This window comes from Tistrella mobilis KA081020-065 (assembly GCF_000264455.2).
GTDB lineage: Bacteria > Pseudomonadota > Alphaproteobacteria > Tistrellales > Tistrellaceae > Tistrella > Tistrella mobilis.
Window position 1 is genome coordinate 2,164,805 of record NC_017956.1, and the last position, 18,174, is coordinate 2,182,978.

The following is an 18,174-nucleotide window of genomic DNA, read 5'->3' on the forward strand; positions in this document are numbered from 1 at the left end:
TTTCATCGCCCCTCCCGCTCCAGCCGCGCGCAGGCCGCCGCAATCGCATTCTGGGCAGGATCGTCCAGCCGCTCCCCATTCCAGGTGACCGTGCCGTCGGCCGCGATCGTCACCTGGCCGAGATCGACCTCGGCCGCGCCCAGCGGCTGGTCCTTGAAATAGCCGAAGCGTTCGAGCGGCAGCCCCAGATCGATGGTGATGCCGCGGCCGAGGGCGCGTTCGGCCGCGCGCGCCCCGTAGCCGCCGTCCAGATCGGCAGGTGCGACGGGGTTTCCATCGACGTCGACGCCCGGCTGATAGGTCACGTCGGCATCCGGCCTGTGGACGGTCAGGCGGTTGCAAAAGGCCCGGTCGACCGTGACGGTCACGCCACGACCCGTGCCATCGATGCGGATCGGTGCCGTAGCATGCTCGCCAGCCGCCACCGCGCCGGTGTATAAGCCGAGAAGGACAATCGCGCCGATCCCCGCCGCACGTCCGGTCGCCCGCCGACCGGGTCCGTGACGTCCCTCCGGTCGCGGCGCCCTCGACAACGACAGAAACCGAAGCGACCCCCGGGGCCGCTGACGCAGGCCCTGTGCGGCTTGTGTGCAGCCCCGCCGCCGGAGCATCGGATCGGTCTTCCCAATCGGCATTGCCTTACCCGTCCAGGAGCTTGCGGGAATGCTCAAAACCTATTTCCAGCTCGATCAGCTCGGCACCACGGTCCGCCGGGAAGTCGTCGCAGGCGTGACGACCTTCCTGACCATGGCCTATATCATCTTCGTCAATCCGGTGATCCTCGCCAACACCGGCATGGATCAGGGCTCGGTTTTCGTCGCCACCTGCGTGGCCGCGGCGGTCGGCTCGCTGATCATGGGCCTTTATGCCAACTATCCCGTGGCTCTGGCACCGGGCATGGGTCTGAACGCCTTCTTCACCTTCACGGTCGTGATGGAGATGGGCTACACCTGGAACCAGGCCCTGGGTGCGGTGTTCATCTCGGGCGCGGTGTTCTTCATCCTGGCCCTGCTCAAGGTCCGGGAATACATCATCAACTCGATCCCGATGACGCTGAAGCTGTCGATCTCGGCAGGTATCGGCCTGTTCCTCGCGATCATCGCGCTCGAGAACGCCAAGGTCATCGTCGACCATCCGGCGACCCTGCTGACGCTGGGTGACATCGGCCAGCCCACCGTGCTGCTCGCAGCCCTCGGCTTCTTCGTGATCTGCGCCCTGCACTATCGCAACATCACCGGCAGCATCATCATCGGCATTCTGCTGGTGACCATCCTGTCGATCCTGCTCGGCCTGAACCAGGCGCAGGGCATCGTCAGCGCGCCGCCGTCGATCGCGCCCACCTTCTTCGAACTCGACATCGCCGGGGCCTTCGAGGCCGGTATGTTCGGCGTGATCTTCGCCTTCCTGTTCGTCGACATGTTCGACACCGCCGGCACGCTGGTCGGTGTCGCCCATCGCGGCGGCCTGCTCGACAAGGACGGCAAGCTGCCCCGCATCGGCAAGGCCCTGCTGGCCGACAGCGGCGCCACCATGGTCGGCGCCGTCTTCGGCACCTCCACCGTCACCAGCTATATCGAAAGCGCATCGGGCATCAATGCCGGCGGCCGCAGCGGTCTGACCGCGGTGGTGGTCGCGATCCTGTTCCTGGTCGCCCTGTTCTTCTCGCCGCTGGCGGGCTCGGTGCCGGCCTATGCCACCGCACCCGCCCTGCTCTTCGTGGCTCTGCTGATGGCGCGCGGCCTGGCCGAACTCGACTGGGACGACATGACCGAGGTGGCACCGGGTGTGCTGGCGGCGATCAGCATGCCGCTCACCTACTCCATCGCCAACGGCATCGCCCTCGGCTTCATCTCCTATGCCGCGATCAAGCTGCTGGCCGGCCGGGCCCGCGATGTCTCGATCGCCGTCTGGGTGCTGGCCGTGGTCTTCGTGCTGAAGTTCGCCTTCATCGGATAACCTTCTGATAACACTAAAAACGGCGATGCTCCACATGGTGCGTCGCCGTTTTCATATGTCGGAACCCGAATGTGCACCGCACCATCGCACGGATCCGCACGGTTCGAAGCTTGCCCGATTTCCCCCGTTTTTGTAATGACCTGACGATTTTTGCGTTTTTTGCACCGCACACATGCAAAAAACTGGTGACGGACGTCACATTCCTGCGTACTCTCCCCTTGCCGACGTAAAGGGCACCGGCAGACAGAACCGGCCCAACGTCTAGGGAGGGTGTAACCGGCGCAAGCCGGAGGGATCGACCGCAAGAGCATCCGGTGGCCACGATGCCACCACGCCGGGTTGAATGCGCGGCGCCAGGAGCCACGGCGATCCCAGGAGAGTAAAGAGTTCAGGCGTCCCGGCAGCAACGATCGGGCCGCCCACAAAACAACAATGATAACAATCAGCTACGCCGATCGGTTGCCGTCGAATCGGACGTGGTGATCAGCACCAAGCGGAATCTTCGATCAAGGCCGTGCTTGCACGGTCTTTTTTTTTGCGCAGGAGCGGTCACCCGTCAGTCGCCCTCGGACCGGCTGTCGCGTGCCGCATATCGCTGGGGCGTGGTGCCCAGCATCCGCCGGAACATGGCGGTGAACGCGCTCGGGCTGTCATAGCCGAGACGGGCTGCAACCATGGCCACCGGCATGCCCTGCGACAGCAGCGAGACCGCTTCGACCAGCCGTGCCTGCTGGCGCCAGCGCAGGAAGCCCATACCGGTCTCACGCGCGAAGGCGCGGGCGAGCGTCCGGGTGCTGGCGCCGGCGCTTTCCGCCAGCCGTTCAAAGCCCGCATCTTCCCCCGGATCGTCCAGAACCCGCCGGCACAGGCGTTGAAGCCGCGGATCGCGCGGCCAGGGCAGATGCAGCGGCAGGGTGCGCGGCGCCTGCAATTCATGAAGAATCAGGGCCGCCACCGCCTCGCCGCGACTACCATCTGCATAGTCCACGGGCTCGGCCACGGCCGCCAGGATCAGCTCGCGCAGCAGGGTCGTGACCTCGATCACGGTACAGGCAGCGGGCAGCCGCTTCGCCGGCTCGGGCGCCACATAGACCGTGCGCATCGACACCGGCCCGATCATCCGAACCGAATGCTCCACCCCGGGCGGGACCCACAGCCCGCGCATCGGCGGCACCAGCCAGATGCCGTCGGCCGCAGTGATCTCCATAACCCCGGCCGCAGCATGAAGCAGCTGGCCACGCGGGTGGATATGCGGCGGAATGACCGTGCCCGGCGTCAGTTCCTTGGCCATCGCCGCCACCGGCCGGGTGACGTGCTGATAGTCGGCCGCGTCGGTGCTGCGCATGCCCCTGCCCTCCCTATCAGGCGATGGCGTCCTGTCCGATTCTCGACGATCTTCGACCAGACATCGCCTATCGGTCGACCTTAGACTGAAACCAGATCGCCGGGAAGCCCGGTATCCCTGCTCCCTTGCCACCCCGCGCCGCCGGACCGCCGCCATGACCCACGCCCGCCGCGTCATCAGTTTCATCAACGTCGCCCATGTGGTCGACCACATGTTCATGCTGATCTTCCCGACCGCGGTGATCGGCATGACCGCCAGTTTCGACATGTCCTATGGCGAGCTGCTTACCCTGTCGCTCGGCGGCTTCATCGCCTTCGGCGCCGGCTCGCTCCCCGCCGGCTGGCTGGGCGATGTCTGGAGCCGGCGCAACATGATGGCGGTGTTCTTCTTCGGCATCGGGACCGCGGCAATCCTGACCGGCTTCGCCTCGGGCCCCACGGGCATCGCCGCCGGGTTGACCCTGATTGGCCTGTTCGCCGCCATCTACCACCCGGTCGGCACGGCGATGCTCACCGCCCATGCCGACCGGCTGGGCCATGAAATCGGCGTCAACGGCGTGTTCGGCAATCTGGGGGTCGCCTTTGCGGCGCTGATCACCGGCGGCATCACCCAGTATCTGGGGTGGCGTGCGGCGTTCATCATTCCCGGCGTTCTGGTGATGGCGGTGGGGGTGGCCTTCCTGCTGCTGGTGCCGGACCGGCCGGCCCCGGCCCCCAAGACCAAGGCCTCCGCCGGGCCGATTCCGCGCAGTGTGATGGTCCGCGCCTTCGCCATTCTGGCCGTGGTCACCATCGCCGGCGGGCTGGTGTTCAACGCCACCACCATCGTCATGCCGCAGCTCTTCACCGAACGGCTCGCCGATCTCGTCTCCACGCCGCTGGGCGTGGGTGCCCTTACCTGTCTGGTATTCGTGCTCGGCGCCACCTCGCAGCTGATCGTCGGCCGGCTGATCGACCGCTACAGCCTGCGGGCGGTCTTCGTGCCGCTCGCCGCCCTGCAGGCGCCCTGCCTGCTGCTGGCCGCCACCACCGGCGGCTGGGTGCTGCTGCCGCTTGCGGTGGTGATGATGTTCGCGATCTTTGGCCAGGTGACCATCAATGACGGCATGGTCGCCCATTATACCGCCGACCGCTGGCGGGCCCGGGCCTATGCCGTGCGCTATCTGGTCTCGTTCGGGGCCAGCGCCTGCGCGGTGCCGCTGGTCGCCTTCATGCATGATCACGGCTCGGGCTTTGCAGGGCTGTTCCCGGTGCTCGCCGCTTTCGGCGGTGCGGTCTTCGCCGGCGCCCTGGTCTTCCCGGGCCGGCCCCGGCGGCAGCCGGCGATGGCCGCCGCCGAGTGATCCCGCATCGGTCGACCGTGCAGCGGCTCAGCCGGCCACGTCGATCACCACCTTGCCCGTCGCCCGCCCTTCTTCCAGATGGGCCTGGGCATCGGCAGCATGGGCCAGATCGAAGCGCGCCGGATCGAGCAGCGGCCTCATCCGCCCGCTGTCGACCAGGGCCGCGATCCGGCGCATGATCTCGCCATGATGTTCACGCCCCACATCGTGCAGCACGGGGATGATCATGAACACCACATGCAGATCCAGCCCCTTCAGATGCATCAGGGTCAGATCGGCCGGGAACTGGGACACGATCGTGACCACACGGCCGTTGATCCGTGCACCGGCGAAAGACGTCACGAGATCCTTACCCCCGGTCGCATCCATGACCACGTCGAAGCCGCGGCCGCCGGTCAACCGGCCGACATAGGCCTCGACGCTCTCCTCGCGATAGTTCACCGTCTCGTCGGCACCCAGATCGCGGGCGATCGCGGCCTTCTCGGGCGACGAGATCGTGGTGGTGACATGGGCGCCGGCCGCCTTGGCGATCTGGATCGCGACATGCCCGACACCGCCGGCACCGCCATGGATCAGCACCCGTTCGCCCGGCTGCACCCGCGCCCGGTCGATCAGCCCTTCCCAGGCGGTGATGGAGACCAGCGGCAGGGCGGCCGCCTCGCGGAACCCCAACCCGGCCGGCATGCGGGCGATCAGCCGGGCATCGGCACGCATGTATTCGGCATAGGTGCCGTCGACGGTCTTTACACCGCCCGGCGAACCGAACACCCGGTCACCGACCGCGAAGCCCGTGACGCCCTCACCCAGCGCCACGATTTCGCCGGCCATGTCGCAGCCCTGGATGCCCGGCAGGGCCGGCGCCATCGGCGGACCGTTGCGGCGGATCTTCCAGTCGACCGGGTTGACGCTGGCGGCGTGGATCTTCACCAGCACCTCGCCGTGGCGCGGCGGCTGCACCGGCACCCGGCCGGGCTTCAGATTGTCGGGATCGCCGAAGCCGTGCAGCACGGCGGCGGACATTTCGCGCGGGATCGTGGTCATCCTGTCGGTCTCCGGAATGAGGGGCATTGTGTAGAACCGCATTGAAGCGCGGCGCGATTCATGATGGAAATGAATAGTCTCAATCCTAAGAAACACATTTCTTCATGGATGGTGGGTGATGAGCCAGCCCGATCTGGATGTCGATCTGCTGCGCAGCTTTCTGGCGGTGGCGGAGACCGGCGGTTTCACCACGGCTGGTGAACGGCTTGGCCGCACGCAATCGGCGATCAGCGTCAAGATCCGCCGGCTGGAAGAGATTCTGGGCCGGCGGGTCTTTGCCCGCACCAGCCGGTCGCTGGCGCTGACCGCCGATGGCGAATTGCTGCTGGGCTATGCCCGGCGCATGCTGGCGCTGCACGACGAAACCCTGCGCCGCTTTTCGGAACCCGAGGCGGAGGGGGAGCTGCGCATCGGGGTTGCGGAATACTTCGTGCCCCGCCATCTGCCGGCGGTGCTTTCGGCCTTCGCCCGTGCCCATCCGCGGGTGCGGGTAGAGGTTCGCGCCGCCATGGGCTCAAGCCTGATGGAGGCACTGGACCGGGGCACGGTGGATCTGGTGATCGCCAACCGTGATGCCGGCGTCGACCGCGGCCGGGTGCTGATGACCGAGCCGCTGCGCTGGGTGGCGGCCGCCGATTTCCGGATCGATGCCGAAGCACCGCTGCCGCTCTGCACCCTGCCCGCGCCTTGCATTTTTCGCGCCCGGGCGATCGAGGCCCTCGACCAGCGGCTGCGGCGCTGGCGGGTGGTCTATACCTCGGAAAGCGTGTCCGGCGTCTCGGCCGCGGTGACGGCCGGCCTCGGCATCGGCGTGCTCTGCGACTCGACCGTGCCCGCCGGGCTCAGGCTCTTGACCGACGAACACGGCTTCCCGCCGCTGGGCGAGGTGGAACTCGCCGTCTTCGGGGAGGCCAAGGCGCCGCCGGCTCTGGCCCAGTCCTTCACCGGCTTCGTGGCCGAGCGGCTGCGCGCCCTGCTTCCCGGGCGATGTGCGGCCTAGGCCGGGGCTTGCGCAGGCCCCCGCCCTGCCCGATCATGTGTGGCGATTTCCGCGACGGATGAGCGCTTCCCATGGTCAGCAACACCCTGCCCGACGGCCTGTTCCTGGCCTGGGCTGCGATTTTCGGCATCGGCATGCTGGGGGCGATGTCGCCCGGGCCCAATCTGATCATCACCATGCGCACCACGCTGACCCGCGGCCGCGCCCACGGTTTTGCGGTTGCAACCGGCCTCGCCTGCGGCAATGCCGTGCACGCGACCTTCGGCCTCGTCGGCATCACGGTGCTGATCGCGAGCACACCCTGGGCCTATGACGTGCTGCGCTGGGCGGGTGCCGCCTTCCTGATCTGGATCGGCGCCAAGGCCCTGTTCTCGCGCCATTCGCCGATCGTGGCCGCCGGCATGGCAGCCGAGACCACGGTCGAGCCGCGCAGCTACCGCGCCTCGATGATGGCCGGGCTCGCCACCAATCTGCTCAACCCCAAGGTCTCGATCTTCTTTCTGGCGCTGTTCACCCAGATCATCGACCCGGCAACGCCCGAGCCGGTGAAGATCCTCTATGGCGCGACCATGGTTGCGGTGGAACTTCTGTGGTTCGGCAGCGTCGCCTGCTTCATCGGCAGCCCCGGCATCCGCCGCCGCCTGCTTAGGGTTGGCCCCTGGATCGACCGCCTGACGGGCGGGGCACTGATGGCGCTGGGGCTGCGGCTGGCGCTGCTGCGCAGCGTCTGAGCCGGGCTACTGTACCAGCCCGGCCAGCATGCCCGACCGGATCAGCTGGTCGATGCCATAGGTGACGGCAATGGCGACCAGGCTGGTGGCGCCCGCCTTGATCCACATGCGCGGATTGCGCGGTGCGCCCGATGCCTCGGCGTGCTCATCCTTCCGGTCGTGGCGCACGCCGATCGGCAGGACCATGAAGAACAACAGCCACCAGACGATGACATAGACCAGGGCGGCGGTGAACCAGCTCTGCATCGGGCGAGGGCTCCCGTATGTGCAAGGATTATGATGCACGACGCCCGCCGGGCGCATCGGACCGGCGGGCGTCGCACAAAACCCGGATCTGACCGGACGACCGCTCAGACCTGCTCCAGCTCGACCAGCGTGCCGTTGGTGTCCTTGGGGTGCAGGAACAGGATCGGCTTGTCATGGGCGCCGATCTTCGGCTCGCCATCGCCCAGAACCCGCATGCCGTCGGCCTTCAGCTTGTCGCGCGCGGCATAGATGTCCTCGACCTCGTAGCACACATGGTGTACGCCGCCGGACGGGTTGCGCTCCAGGAACCTGGCCACCGGGCTGTCCTCGCCCAGCGGATGCAGCAGTTCGATCGCGGTGTTGTCGAGACGCACGAAGACGGTGGTCACGCCATGGGCCGGCTGATCCTTGGCGGCCGAAACGGTGGCGCCGAAAGTGTTCCGGTACAGGTTCGCCGCCGCCTCGATATCGGGGACGACGATGGCCACGTGGTTGAGGCGTCCGATCATCGGCTCTGTGTCTCCTCACGATGGGGCCGGAACCGCTTGCCGGCACCCGTTCTTGCTATTGATTGCACCCGGTATTCGCCCGCCCCCGGCTGCGGATATCGCGGGGGCGGACGGAAGGCCGTTGTTGCGTTGCGTCCTGTCCGGCCGCAACGCAACATAATGACCTAGATTCGCACGACATGCACGTCGATCAAGGGCTTCTTGCCACGACGGGTCCTGAGCCGGCGACGCAGGGCCAGTCGGGCGACCTCGTGGATGCGCTCGTCCTTCAGCACCTCGTCGTCATCCAGCCCGTCGATCGCCTCGGCCAGATCCTCGACCAGATCGGCGGCCAGGCTGTCCTCGTCGTCATCGGGGTCGGATACACCCGGCAGCGCCACCCGCGGATCCGCCTTCAACTCGCCATACTGGTCGACGACCACGGTGGCGAAGGCGGCCCCCTCGTAGAGCATGCGCTTGCGGGCGCGGATCACCTCGCCATCGGCGGGCAACACCTCGGTGCCGTCGGCGATCAGATAGCCGCTGGCGATCTTCGCGATCCGCCCCGGCGTCCCCGGTGCCAGGCGTACCAGCGCACCGTTCTCCACCGTCACCGCCTCGGGCACCTGCAGGCTGCGGGCCAGCGCGACATGCTCGATCAGATGGCGGGGTTCGCCATGCACCGGCACGGCGATGCGCGGCTTCACCCAGCGATACATCCGGGCCAACTCGTCGCGGCCGCCATGGCCGGAGACATGGATATCGGCATCACGCTCGGTGATCACCTCGGCGCCCTGACGGGCCAGCTGGTTCAGCAACCGGCCGATCTTGCGCTCATTGCCGGGGATCTGGCGCGAGGACAGCAGAACGGTGTCGCCCTCGCGCAGATCCGCCGCCGGATGCTCGCCCCGGGCGATGCGGGCAAGCGCCGCATTGGGTTCCCCCTGGCAACCCGTCACCAGATAGAGCAGACGCTCGGCCGGCAGCCGGTCTGCCTCGCGATCGCTGGCAAGAAGATCGGCGATATCCAGATAGCCGGTCTCGGTCGCCGCCCGGATCATCCGGTCAAGGCCGCGGCCCAGAACCACCACCTTACGCCCGGCATCCGCCGCGGCCTTCACCACCGTCTCGACCCGGGCGATGTTGGACGCGAAGGTGGCCACGAAGACCTGCCCCTTGCGCCCCTTGACCAGATCGCCCAGCTTGGCGCGCACATCGGCTTCCGACCCTGCATCCGCTTCGCGGAATACGTTGGTCGAGTCGCAGACCATGGCGAGGACGCCTTCCTCGCCGATTTCACGCAGCCGGTCCTCGTCGGTCACATCGCCGACCAGGGGTTCCGGGTCGATCTTCCAGTCGCCGGTATGCATCACCGTGCCGAAGGGCGTGCGGATCGCAATCGCATTCGGCTCGGGGATCGAATGGGTCAGCGACACGAATTCCATGTCGAACGGCCCCAGTTGCAGGCGGCCGCCGAGCGGAATTTCGGTGATGTCGAGTTCGCGCTCAGAAACGCCGTTTTCCTTCAGCTTCGCGCGCACCACGGCGGCGGCAAAAGGCGTGGCGTAGATCGGCAGCCGCAGCCGCCGCCAGAGATAGGGAACCGCGCCCAGATGGTCCTCGTGGGCGTGGGTCAGCACGATTGCCGCGATCGCGTCGCGCCGGGCTTCGAGGAATGCGATGTCGGGCAGGACGACATCCACACCGGGCAGCCGGTCATCGGCAAAGCCCAGGCCGAAATCGACCACAACCCAACTGCCGCGGCAGCCATAGAGATTGAGATTCATCCCGATCTCGTTAGCCCCGCCCAGCGGCAGAAACAGCAATTCCTCGCCCGGCTCGATCCTCACGGTCGGGGGTAGCGCGTCATCCTTCTGTCGTGTCATGCCTTCTCGGAAATGTTGAGCCGGTGGATCTCCAGCAGGCCGACCAGGGTGATATCCGGGTCGGCATGCTGGATCGCATCGGTCGCGTTGAAGAAGATGGGGGCGAGTCCGCCGGTGGCGATCACCGTCATCGGCTTGCCGTATTCATCGACGATCCGGCGCACCAGACCTTCGATCAGCCCGACATACCCCCAGAAGACGCCGGCCTGCATTGCCGGCACGGTATCCTTGCCGATGACCTTCTCCGTGCGTTCCACGGCGATCCTCGGCAGTTTCGCGGCGGCGCGGTGCAGCGCCTCCAGTGACAGGTTGATGCCCGGTGCGATCACGCCACCCTGATAGGAGCCGTCGGCGCCGACCACATCGAAGGTGGTCGCGGTGCCGAAGTCGATCACGATCAGGTCGCCGCCATAGATCTTGTGGGCGGCGATGGCGTTCACCAGGCGGTCGGCGCCCACTTCACGCGGGCGGTCCATATCGATCCGAAGCCCGAGATTGACCTCGGGATCGCCGATCATCATCGGCTCGGAGCGGAAATACTTCAGGCACAGCTGCCGAAGCGAAAACTTGGTCTGCGGCACCACCGACGAAATGATCACCGCATGGACGTCGTCGACGGTCAGCCCCTCGAGCGCGAACAGCTGCAGCAGCCAGACGGCGTATTCATCCGCCGTGCGCCGGCCGTCGGTGCTCGCCCGCCATTGCCCGCGCCAGCCATCGCCGTCATGAACCGCAAACACCGTATTGGTGTTGCCGACATCGATGGTGAGCAGCATGGGCGTGTTCCTTCCCGTCTCATCTCGTTCATGCGCCGCCCGTTACCGGCGGTTTCGCAAACACCACCTCGCCGGCCGCCAGCCGGCGGACGCTGCCATCCGGCTGTGTGAGCAGCAGCGATCCGTCATCATCGATGCTGTCGAACCGACCGGTCACCGGCGTCGCGCCATAGCGCACGGTCGCGGTCTGTCCGATACCATAGGCTGCCGCCAACCAGTCTTCCCGGATGGCCGCCAGCCCGCCCCGCATCCAGGCCGAACGGCGGTTGAGGAAGGCAGGGCCGAACGCCTCGACCAGATCCCGAACCATGAGATGGTGTGCGCCGGGCTGTTCCGCCAGCACGATCGGCGGAAACACCCCGTCGGTCGGCCCCGGATGCACCCGGACATTGGCGCCGATCCCCGCGATCACATAGAGACCGCGGGCATCCTCGCCACTCTCCAGCAGCGTGCCGCTCAGCTTACCGACGTCCCCCTCGCCCGCCAGCAGCAGATCGTTGGGCCATTTCACCGCCGGCCGTACGCTACTTCCCGCGGGTAGGATTGCCGCAACCGCGTCGGCCATCGCCAGCCCTGAGACGAGAGAAAGCTGCGCCGCAAGTCCGATCGGAACCTGCGGGCGCAGCAGAAGGCTCATATAGAGATTGCCGACCGGCGACAGCCATTGGCGGCCCTGGCGACCGCGGCCCGCAGTCTGCCGGGATGCGATGACCAGGGTGCCGTCGGGCGCACCGGCCTCGGCCAGGCGGCGCGCTTCGAGGTTGGTGCTTTCCACCTCCTCCAGCGCCACCACCGTGAAGGCCGGCGGCAGCTCCGGCGCGCCGTCCGCGGCCGCGGTCACGGCATCAGCGCCGCTGCGGCCTGCCCGGCATAATCGAGCAGCAGGCCCGGCCAGATGAAGTACAGCATCGTGAAGGCGAAGCTGACCCCCAGCGTCACGGTCAGACCCGGGCTGACACCACGATCCAGCGCCTCGGCCGGCTCGTCGAAATACATCACCTTGACGACGCGCAGATAGTAAAAGGCGCTGACCACGCTCGACGCCACACCGATCACCGCCAGAACGATGAACCCGGCATCGACCGCGGCGCGGAAGACGAACAGCTTACCGATGAAGCCTGCCAGCGGCGGAATACCTGCGAGCGAGAACATCATCGCCCCCATCACGAAGGCGAGCACGGGCCGCGAACGCGACAGGCCGGCGAGATCCGAGATCTCTTCGACCATCCGGCCCTGGCGCCGCATGACCAGCACGATCGAGAAGGTGCCGAGCGTCATGAACAGATAGATCGCCATATAGGCCGCCACGCCGCGGAAGCCGTCCGCCGTACCGGCGGTGAGGCCGACCAGGGCATAGCCGACATGGCCGATCGAGCTGTAGGCGAGCAGGCGCTTGACGTTGGTCTGGCCGATCGCGGCGAAGGCCGCCAGAACCATCGAGGCCACCGAGATGAACCAGGTGATCTGCTGCCAGCTGTGGACGAGGCCACCGAAGGGCTCGGCCAGCACGCGGATCAGCAGGCCCATCGCTGCGATCTTGGGCGCCATGGCGAAGAAGGCCGAGACGCTGGTCGGCGCACCTTCGTAGACGTCGGGCGTCCACATGTGGAACGGCACCGCCGAGATCTTGAACGCCAGGCCGACCAGGATGAAGACCAGACCGACCAGAACGCCGAGCGAGGGCTGACCCTGCAGGCTCTGCGCGAGCGCCTCGAAGCTGGTCGAGCCGGCGAAGCCGTAGACCAGGCTGCACCCGTAGAGCAGCATGCCCGAGGACAGCGCCCCCAGGACGAAGTACTTCAGACCCGCCTCGGTCGACCGCACGCTGTCGCGCTTGAAGGCGGCGAGCACGTAGAGCGACAGGCTCTGCAGCTCCAGGCCCATATAGAGCGCAATCAGGTCGTTCGACGAGATCATCATCATCATGCCGACCGTGGCGAGCACGATCAGCAGCGGATATTCGAAGCGCACCACGCCTTCGCGGGCGAGGTAATCGCGGGCCATGACGAGGGAGAACATCGACGCGATCAACACCAGCACCTTCATGAAGGCGCCGAAGCTGTCGGTGACGAACATGCCGTTGAAGGTCACGACCCGCCCCTCGGGGCCGGTCACGATCAGCACGGCGGCGATGGCGAAGCCGATGCCGGCCAGCCAGGACAGCAGGCCGGTGGCCTTGTCCTTACCCGCAAAGACGCCGACGACGACAAGGGCAAGGGCCAGCGCTGCGAGCCAGAGCTCGGGCAGCGCCGGGGCGAGATCGGGAAGAGGATAGGACGTCATCTTGTGCCTCGATGCCTCTCGTCAGCGCTGCGCGAGCTGGTTCACGGTGTCGAGCACCATGGCGGCCTTCTCGACCTGAACCTGGGTCAGCAGGTTGGCGACCGAGGCGCGGATCGGCTCGAGGAAGGTCTCGGGATAGATGCCCATCCAGAGGGTGAGCACCACCAGCGGCGCGAAGGCCAGGACCTCACGACGGTTCATGTCGAGGATGCCCTTCAGATCCTCACGGACCAGCTCGCCGAACACCACCCGACGGTAGAGCCACAGCATGTAGCAGGCGCCCAGGATCACGCCGGTGGCGGCGATGAAGGCGACCCAGGTGTTGGCCTGGAAGGCGCCGACCAGCACCAGGAACTCACCCACGAACCCCGAGGTGCCGGGCAGGCCGATCGAGGCCATGGTGAAGAACAGGAAGATCAGCGCGTAGCCGGGCATCCGGTTCACCAGGCCGCCATAGCGGTCGATATCGCGGGTGTGCATGCGGTCGTAGACGACGCCCACGCAGAGGAACAGCGCGCCGGAGACGAGCCCGTGGCTGAGCATCTGAATGATCGAGCCTTCGATGCCCTGGGTGTTGAAGGTGTAGATGCCGATGGTCACGAAGCCCATATGGGCGACCGAGCTGTAGGCGATCAGCTTTTTCATGTCGCCCTGCACCAGGGCCACGAGTGAGGTGTAGACCACCGCCACCATCGACAGGCCGAAGATCAGCGGCGCGAAGTACTGGCTCGCATCCGGCAGCATCGGCAGGCTGAAGCGCAGGAAGCCGTAGCCACCGACCTTCAGCAGGATGCCCGCCAGCAGAACCGAGCCGGCCGTCGGCGCCTCGACATGCGCGTCGGGCAGCCAGGTGTGCACCGGCCACATCGGCATCTTCACCGCGAACGAGGCGAACATCGCCAGCCACAGGAAGATCTGCGCCTCGCGGCCGAAGGGGGTCGCCATCAGGGTCGGGATGTCGGTGGTGCCGGCCTGGAAGTACATGTAGAGCAGCGCCACCAGCATCAGCACCGAGCCGAGCATGGTGTAGAGGAAGAACTTGAAGGACGCGTAGATCCGTCGTTTGCCGCCCCAGATGCCGATGATCAGGAACAGCGGGATCAGCATCGCCTCGAAGAAGAAGTAGAAGAGGACGAAGTCGAGCGCCACGAAGGAGCCGATGATCAGCGTTTCCATGGCCAGGAACGCGATCATGTATTCCTTCACCCGCTTGGTGATCGACTCCCAGCTCGCCAGCACGCAGATCGGGATCAGCAGGGTGGTGAGCAGGACGAACCAGAGCGAGATGCCGTCGATGCCGAGATGGTAGTCGATCCCGTAGCCCGGGAACCACTCCGCCTTCTCGACGAACTGGAAGGCGGCGGTCGAGCTGTCGAAGCCCGTCCACAGCAGCAGGGAGATCAGGAAAGTGATGACGCTCGTCCACAGCGCGACGCTGCGGGCGTTGCGGGCCACGGTCGCCTCGTCACCACGGATCAGCAGGATGAACCCTGCGCCGATCAGCGGCAGGAAGACGACCGTTGAGAGAAGCGGCCAATCCGTCATCACCAGCCGGCCTCCAGACCGAAGAAGAAGTAGGACACGATCAGCGCGAGACCGATGAGCATGGCAAAGGCGTAGTGGTAGACGTAGCCGGACTGCATGCGGCCGGCACGCCGTGCCAGATCGACCGACACCGCGGCGATGCCGTCGGGACCGAGGCCGTCGATGATCTTGCGATCACCGGCCTGCCAGAGCACACGACCGATCCAGAGCGACGGGCGCACGAAGATCGCATCGTAGAGCTCGTCGAAATACCACTTGTTGAGCAGGAACTTGTGCAGACCCGAGAAATCGCGGGCGATCTTGCCCGGCAGGTCGGGCCGGCGGATGTAGAGGAACCAGGCCAGCGCAATACCGCCCACGCTCATCACCAGCGGCAGCAGCTTCACCCAGCCGGGCACATGATGCGCCTCTTCCAGGATGTTGTGCTCACCCAGCATGGTGATGGCACCATTCCAGAAGTGCAGCTCCGGATCCACCATCGGCAGGCCGATATAGCCGGCGACGATCGCGCCCACTGCCAGCGGGAAGAGCGGCGCGGTCATGACCAGCGGGCTTTCATGGACATGATCCATGGTGTGCTTGTCGGCACGCGGCTTGCCATGAAAGGTCATGAACAGCAGGCGCCAGCTGTAGAAGGCGGTCATGAACGCCGCGGCGATACCGAGCCAGAAGGCATAGGCGCCGACGCCGGTATGGGCCGCATAGGCGGTCTCGAGGATCATGTCCTTCGAGAAGAAGCCGGCGAAGGGCGGCAGACCGGCAAGCGCCAGAGAGCCGATCCACATGAAGGTGTAGGTGACCGGGATGAGCTTCCAGATACCGCCCATCTTGCGCATGTCCTGTTCATCGGACATCGCATGGATGACCGAACCGGCCCCCAGGAAGAGCAGCGCCTTGAAGAAGGCATGGGTCATCAGGTGGAAGATCGCCGCCGGATAGGCCCCGACACCCGCCGCGAAGAACATGTAGCCGAGCTGCGAGCAGGTCGAATAGGCGATGACCCGCTTGATGTCGGTCTGGGTGAGGCCGACGGTCGCCGCGAAGAAAGCGGTCGAGGCGCCGATCACCGTGATCATGTCGCTGGTGAAGCTGGTGAGTTCGAAGACCGGCGACAGGCGCGCGACCATGAACACGCCCGCGGTCACCATAGTGGCGGCATGGATGAGGGCCGAGACCGGGGTCGGGCCTTCCATCGCATCTGGCAGCCAGGTGTGCAGGCCGAGCTGCGCCGACTTGCCCATCGCGCCGATGAACAGCAGCACCGCGATGACTTCGATCGTGGGCAAGGTCATGCCGAGGAAGTCGATACTGGTGCCGGCCACCGTGCCGAGATCGGCGAAGATCGCATCGAAGCCGACCGAGCCGGTCACGAAGAACAGCGCGAAGATGCCCAGCGAGAAGCCGAAATCGCCGACGCGGTTGACCACGAAGGCCTTCATCGCCGCCTTGTTCGCCGACGGCCGCTTGTACCAGAAGCCGATCAGCAGATACGAGGCCAGGCCTACGCCTTCCCAGCCGAAGAACATCTGGACCAGGTTGTCGGCGGTCACCAGCGTCAGCATCGCGAAGGTGAACAGCGACAGATAGGCCATGAAGCGCGGCTTGTGGGGATCATGGCTCATATACCCGATCGAGTAGATATGAACCATGAACGAGACGCCGTTGACCACGATCAGCATGACGGCGGTCAGCGAGTCGATCCGGAGCGCCCAGGAGAAGGCGAGTTCGCCCGACCGGATCCAGGTGAAGAGGTTGACGGTGGTCGCGTTGCCGCCCACGGCGACATCGAAGAAGGCGACGACGGAGAGCAGCGCGGCCAGGCCGACGGCGCCGGTGGTCACGAGCTGCGACCCCCGATCGCCGATCACACGGCCGAAGAAGCCGGCGACGATCGCCGCCGCGAGCGGAAGCAGGATCAGTGCGACGTACATCGCGGCCTCAGCCCTTCATCAGGTTGATGTCCTCGACCTCGATCGAGCCGCGGTTCCGGAAGTAGACCACGAGCACGGCGAGGCCGATCGCTGCTTCGGCCGCAGCGACGGTAAGGACGAACATCGCGAAAACCTGCCCCACCAGATCCTGGAGCTGGGTCGAGAAAGCGACGAAGTTGATGTTGACCGCAAGCAGCATCAGTTCGATCGACATCAGGATCGTGATGACGTTCTTGCGGTTCAGGAAGATCCCGAAGATCCCGAGGGTGAACAGGATCGCGGCCAGGACCAGATAATGCTCGACGCCGATGCTCATCAGATGCCCTTACCCGTTGGGACCTTCTTGATCTCGACCGACTCCTCGATCGTCCGCGCACTCTGCTTGGCAGGGTCCTGACGGACGACGCCGGGACGGGTGCGCAGGGTCAGGACGATCGCACCGATCATCGCGACCAGCAGCACGAGGCCGGCAGCCTGGAAGAGATAGACGTACTTGGTGTAGACGAGCTGCCCCAGCGCCTCGACGTTCGAGACGCCCTCGGGCACGCCCACCGGTGCGGCAAAGAGCGGCTGGGCCGCGTCGGCGAGGCCGTAGCTGCCGCCGATGAGCACCAGTTCCGCCGCCAGCACCAGCCCGATCAGCGCGCCGACCGGCAGATATCGCTGAAAGCCTTCGCGGAGCTGGACGAAGTTGATGTCCAGCATCATCACCACGAAGAGGAAGAGCACCGCCACGGCGCCGACATAGACGACGACCAGGATCATCGCCAGGAATTCGGCACCCAGCAGCACGAACAGGCCGGCCGAGTTGAAGAAGGCCAGAATGAGGAACAACACCGAGTGAACCGGGTTTCGGGCGGTGATCACCATCACGCCCGATGCCACCGTCACCGCGGCGAAGAGGTAGAAGGCCAGCGCCTGAAGAACCATTCTCCGCCCTCGTCCGATCTCGTTTCTTGTCGCATGGCACCCGCTGCGGCGGCGGGTCCCTTCAAACCGTCCGCCGGCCCCTCATCGGGGCCGGCGATCTCTTACCGTCAACGGTAGGGGGCAACGTCGGCCAGGTTGGCCGCGATCTCCCGTTCCCACCGATCGCCGTTCGCGAGGAGCCTGGCCTTGTCGTAGAACAGTTCCTCGCGCGTCTCGGTCGCGAACTCGAAGTTCGGACCTTCGACGATCGCATCCACCGGGCACGCCTCCTGGCAGAAGCCACAATAGATGCACTTGGTCATGTCGATGTCGTAGCGGGTCGTGCGCCGGCTGCCGTCGGCGCGGGGTTCCGCCTCGATCGTGATGGCCAGAGCCGGGCAGATCGCCTCGCACAGCTTGCACGCGATGCAGCGCTCTTCGCCGTTGGGATACCGGCGCAGGACGTGCTCACCGCGGAAGCGGGGGCTGATCGGGCCCTTCTCATAGGGGTAGTTCAGCGTCACCTTCGGCTTGAAGAAGTAGCGCAACGTCAGCGCCATGCCCTTCACGATCTCGGTGAGCAGGAATGCGCGTGCGGTCTGGCCGATGGATGCCATCTCAACCTCTCCTCCCCCGTCCGGGACGGTCCGGCATGGGCCGGCCCGGATGGCGGGCTTACCTTACTCCGGGACGCG

Annotated in this window: 18 protein-coding genes; 4 read left to right on the forward strand and 14 right to left on the reverse strand. The window is 66.1% G+C overall.

Translation table 11 applies throughout. From position 1 onward, the window contains the following. Window positions 1-2 precede the first annotated feature (2 nt). Window positions 3-368, reverse strand: a complete 366-nt coding sequence (locus tag TMO_RS09820; RefSeq protein WP_051045356.1) for a hypothetical protein — start codon at window positions 366-368, stop codon at window positions 3-5. Window positions 369-663: 295 nt separating this feature from the next. On the opposite strand from TMO_RS09820, the gene TMO_RS09825 reads away from it, so the two are divergent. Next, complete coding sequence (locus TMO_RS09825) at window positions 664-1,956, forward strand: NCS2 family permease (RefSeq protein WP_014745470.1); 1,293 nt, start codon at window positions 664-666, stop codon at window positions 1,954-1,956. Between the two features lie 556 nt (window positions 1,957-2,512). On the opposite strand, the gene TMO_RS09830 is transcribed toward TMO_RS09825, so the two are convergent. Then, a complete protein-coding gene (locus TMO_RS09830; RefSeq protein ID WP_014745471.1) occupies window positions 2,513-3,301 on the reverse strand; it encodes an AraC family transcriptional regulator in 789 nt (262 codons plus the stop codon). Window positions 3,302-3,455: 154 nt separating this feature from the next. Between TMO_RS09830 and TMO_RS09835 the strand changes: the two genes are divergently transcribed. Next, window positions 3,456-4,643, forward strand: a complete 1,188-nt coding sequence (locus TMO_RS09835) for an MFS transporter (RefSeq protein WP_014745472.1) — start codon at window positions 3,456-3,458, stop codon at window positions 4,641-4,643. Window positions 4,644-4,670: 27 nt separating this feature from the next. Here TMO_RS09835 and TMO_RS09840 read toward each other — a convergent pair whose 3' ends face one another. After that, window positions 4,671-5,684: a zinc-dependent alcohol dehydrogenase family protein gene (locus tag TMO_RS09840; protein ID WP_014745473.1), complete on the reverse strand. Its 1,014-nt coding sequence runs from the start codon at window positions 5,682-5,684 to the stop codon at window positions 4,671-4,673. A 118-nt stretch (window positions 5,685-5,802) separates the two neighbouring features. Between TMO_RS09840 and TMO_RS09845 the strand changes: the two genes are divergently transcribed. Both TMO_RS09845 and TMO_RS09850 read left to right on the forward strand, forming a co-directional pair. Continuing rightward, window positions 5,803-6,684, forward strand: a complete 882-nt coding sequence (locus TMO_RS09845) for a LysR substrate-binding domain-containing protein (RefSeq protein ID WP_014745474.1) — start codon at window positions 5,803-5,805, stop codon at window positions 6,682-6,684. A 71-nt stretch (window positions 6,685-6,755) separates the two neighbouring features. Next, window positions 6,756-7,415: a LysE family translocator gene (locus tag TMO_RS09850; RefSeq protein ID WP_014745475.1), complete on the forward strand. Its 660-nt coding sequence runs from the start codon at window positions 6,756-6,758 to the stop codon at window positions 7,413-7,415. Between the two features lie 6 nt (window positions 7,416-7,421). Here TMO_RS09850 and TMO_RS09855 read toward each other — a convergent pair whose 3' ends face one another. The 11 genes from TMO_RS09855 to nuoI form a co-directional block, all read right to left on the reverse strand. Continuing rightward, window positions 7,422-7,661 carry a DUF1467 family protein gene (locus TMO_RS09855; RefSeq protein ID WP_014745476.1) on the reverse strand — a complete coding sequence of 80 codons (240 nt, stop codon included), beginning with the start codon at window positions 7,659-7,661 and terminating at the stop codon, window positions 7,422-7,424. Window positions 7,662-7,765: 104 nt separating this feature from the next. Continuing rightward, on the reverse strand, window positions 7,766-8,170 hold the full coding sequence (mce, locus tag TMO_RS09860; RefSeq protein WP_014745477.1) for a methylmalonyl-CoA epimerase: 405 nt from the start codon (window positions 8,168-8,170) through the stop codon (window positions 7,766-7,768). A gap of 164 nt (window positions 8,171-8,334) precedes the next feature. Then, window positions 8,335-10,035, reverse strand: coding sequence for a ribonuclease J (locus TMO_RS09865; protein ID WP_051045357.1), 1,701 nt, complete (start codon window positions 10,033-10,035; stop codon window positions 8,335-8,337). Then, entirely contained in the window at window positions 10,032-10,811 is a 780-nt protein-coding gene (locus TMO_RS09870; protein ID WP_014745479.1) for a type III pantothenate kinase, read from the reverse strand. The genes TMO_RS09865 and TMO_RS09870 overlap by 4 nt, the downstream gene beginning before the upstream one ends. A gap of 28 nt (window positions 10,812-10,839) precedes the next feature. After that, a complete protein-coding gene (locus TMO_RS09875; RefSeq protein WP_014745480.1) occupies window positions 10,840-11,652 on the reverse strand; it encodes a biotin--[acetyl-CoA-carboxylase] ligase in 813 nt (270 codons plus the stop codon). Then, window positions 11,649-13,094, reverse strand: a complete 1,446-nt coding sequence (nuoN, locus tag TMO_RS09880; protein ID WP_014745481.1) for an NADH-quinone oxidoreductase subunit NuoN — start codon at window positions 13,092-13,094, stop codon at window positions 11,649-11,651. The genes TMO_RS09875 and nuoN overlap by 4 nt, the downstream gene beginning before the upstream one ends. Window positions 13,095-13,115: 21 nt before the next feature. Next, window positions 13,116-14,639, reverse strand: coding sequence for an NADH-quinone oxidoreductase subunit M (locus TMO_RS09885; RefSeq protein ID WP_014745482.1), 1,524 nt, complete (start codon window positions 14,637-14,639; stop codon window positions 13,116-13,118). After that, the gene (nuoL, locus tag TMO_RS09890; RefSeq protein ID WP_014745483.1) at window positions 14,639-16,570 is read right to left on the reverse strand and encodes an NADH-quinone oxidoreductase subunit L; all 1,932 of its coding nucleotides are present in this window, start codon (window positions 16,568-16,570) and stop codon (window positions 14,639-14,641) included. Before nuoL ends, TMO_RS09885 begins: the two co-directional genes overlap by 1 nt. A 7-nt stretch (window positions 16,571-16,577) precedes the next feature. Continuing rightward, window positions 16,578-16,886, reverse strand: coding sequence for an NADH-quinone oxidoreductase subunit NuoK (gene nuoK, locus TMO_RS09895; protein ID WP_014745484.1), 309 nt, complete (start codon window positions 16,884-16,886; stop codon window positions 16,578-16,580). After that, window positions 16,886-17,500, reverse strand: coding sequence for an NADH-quinone oxidoreductase subunit J (locus TMO_RS09900; RefSeq protein ID WP_014745485.1), 615 nt, complete (start codon window positions 17,498-17,500; stop codon window positions 16,886-16,888). Before TMO_RS09900 ends, nuoK begins: the two co-directional genes overlap by 1 nt. A gap of 107 nt (window positions 17,501-17,607) precedes the next feature. Continuing rightward, entirely contained in the window at window positions 17,608-18,096 is a 489-nt protein-coding gene (gene nuoI / locus TMO_RS09905; RefSeq protein WP_014745486.1) for an NADH-quinone oxidoreductase subunit NuoI, read from the reverse strand. Between the last annotated feature and the right edge of the window lie 78 nt (window positions 18,097-18,174).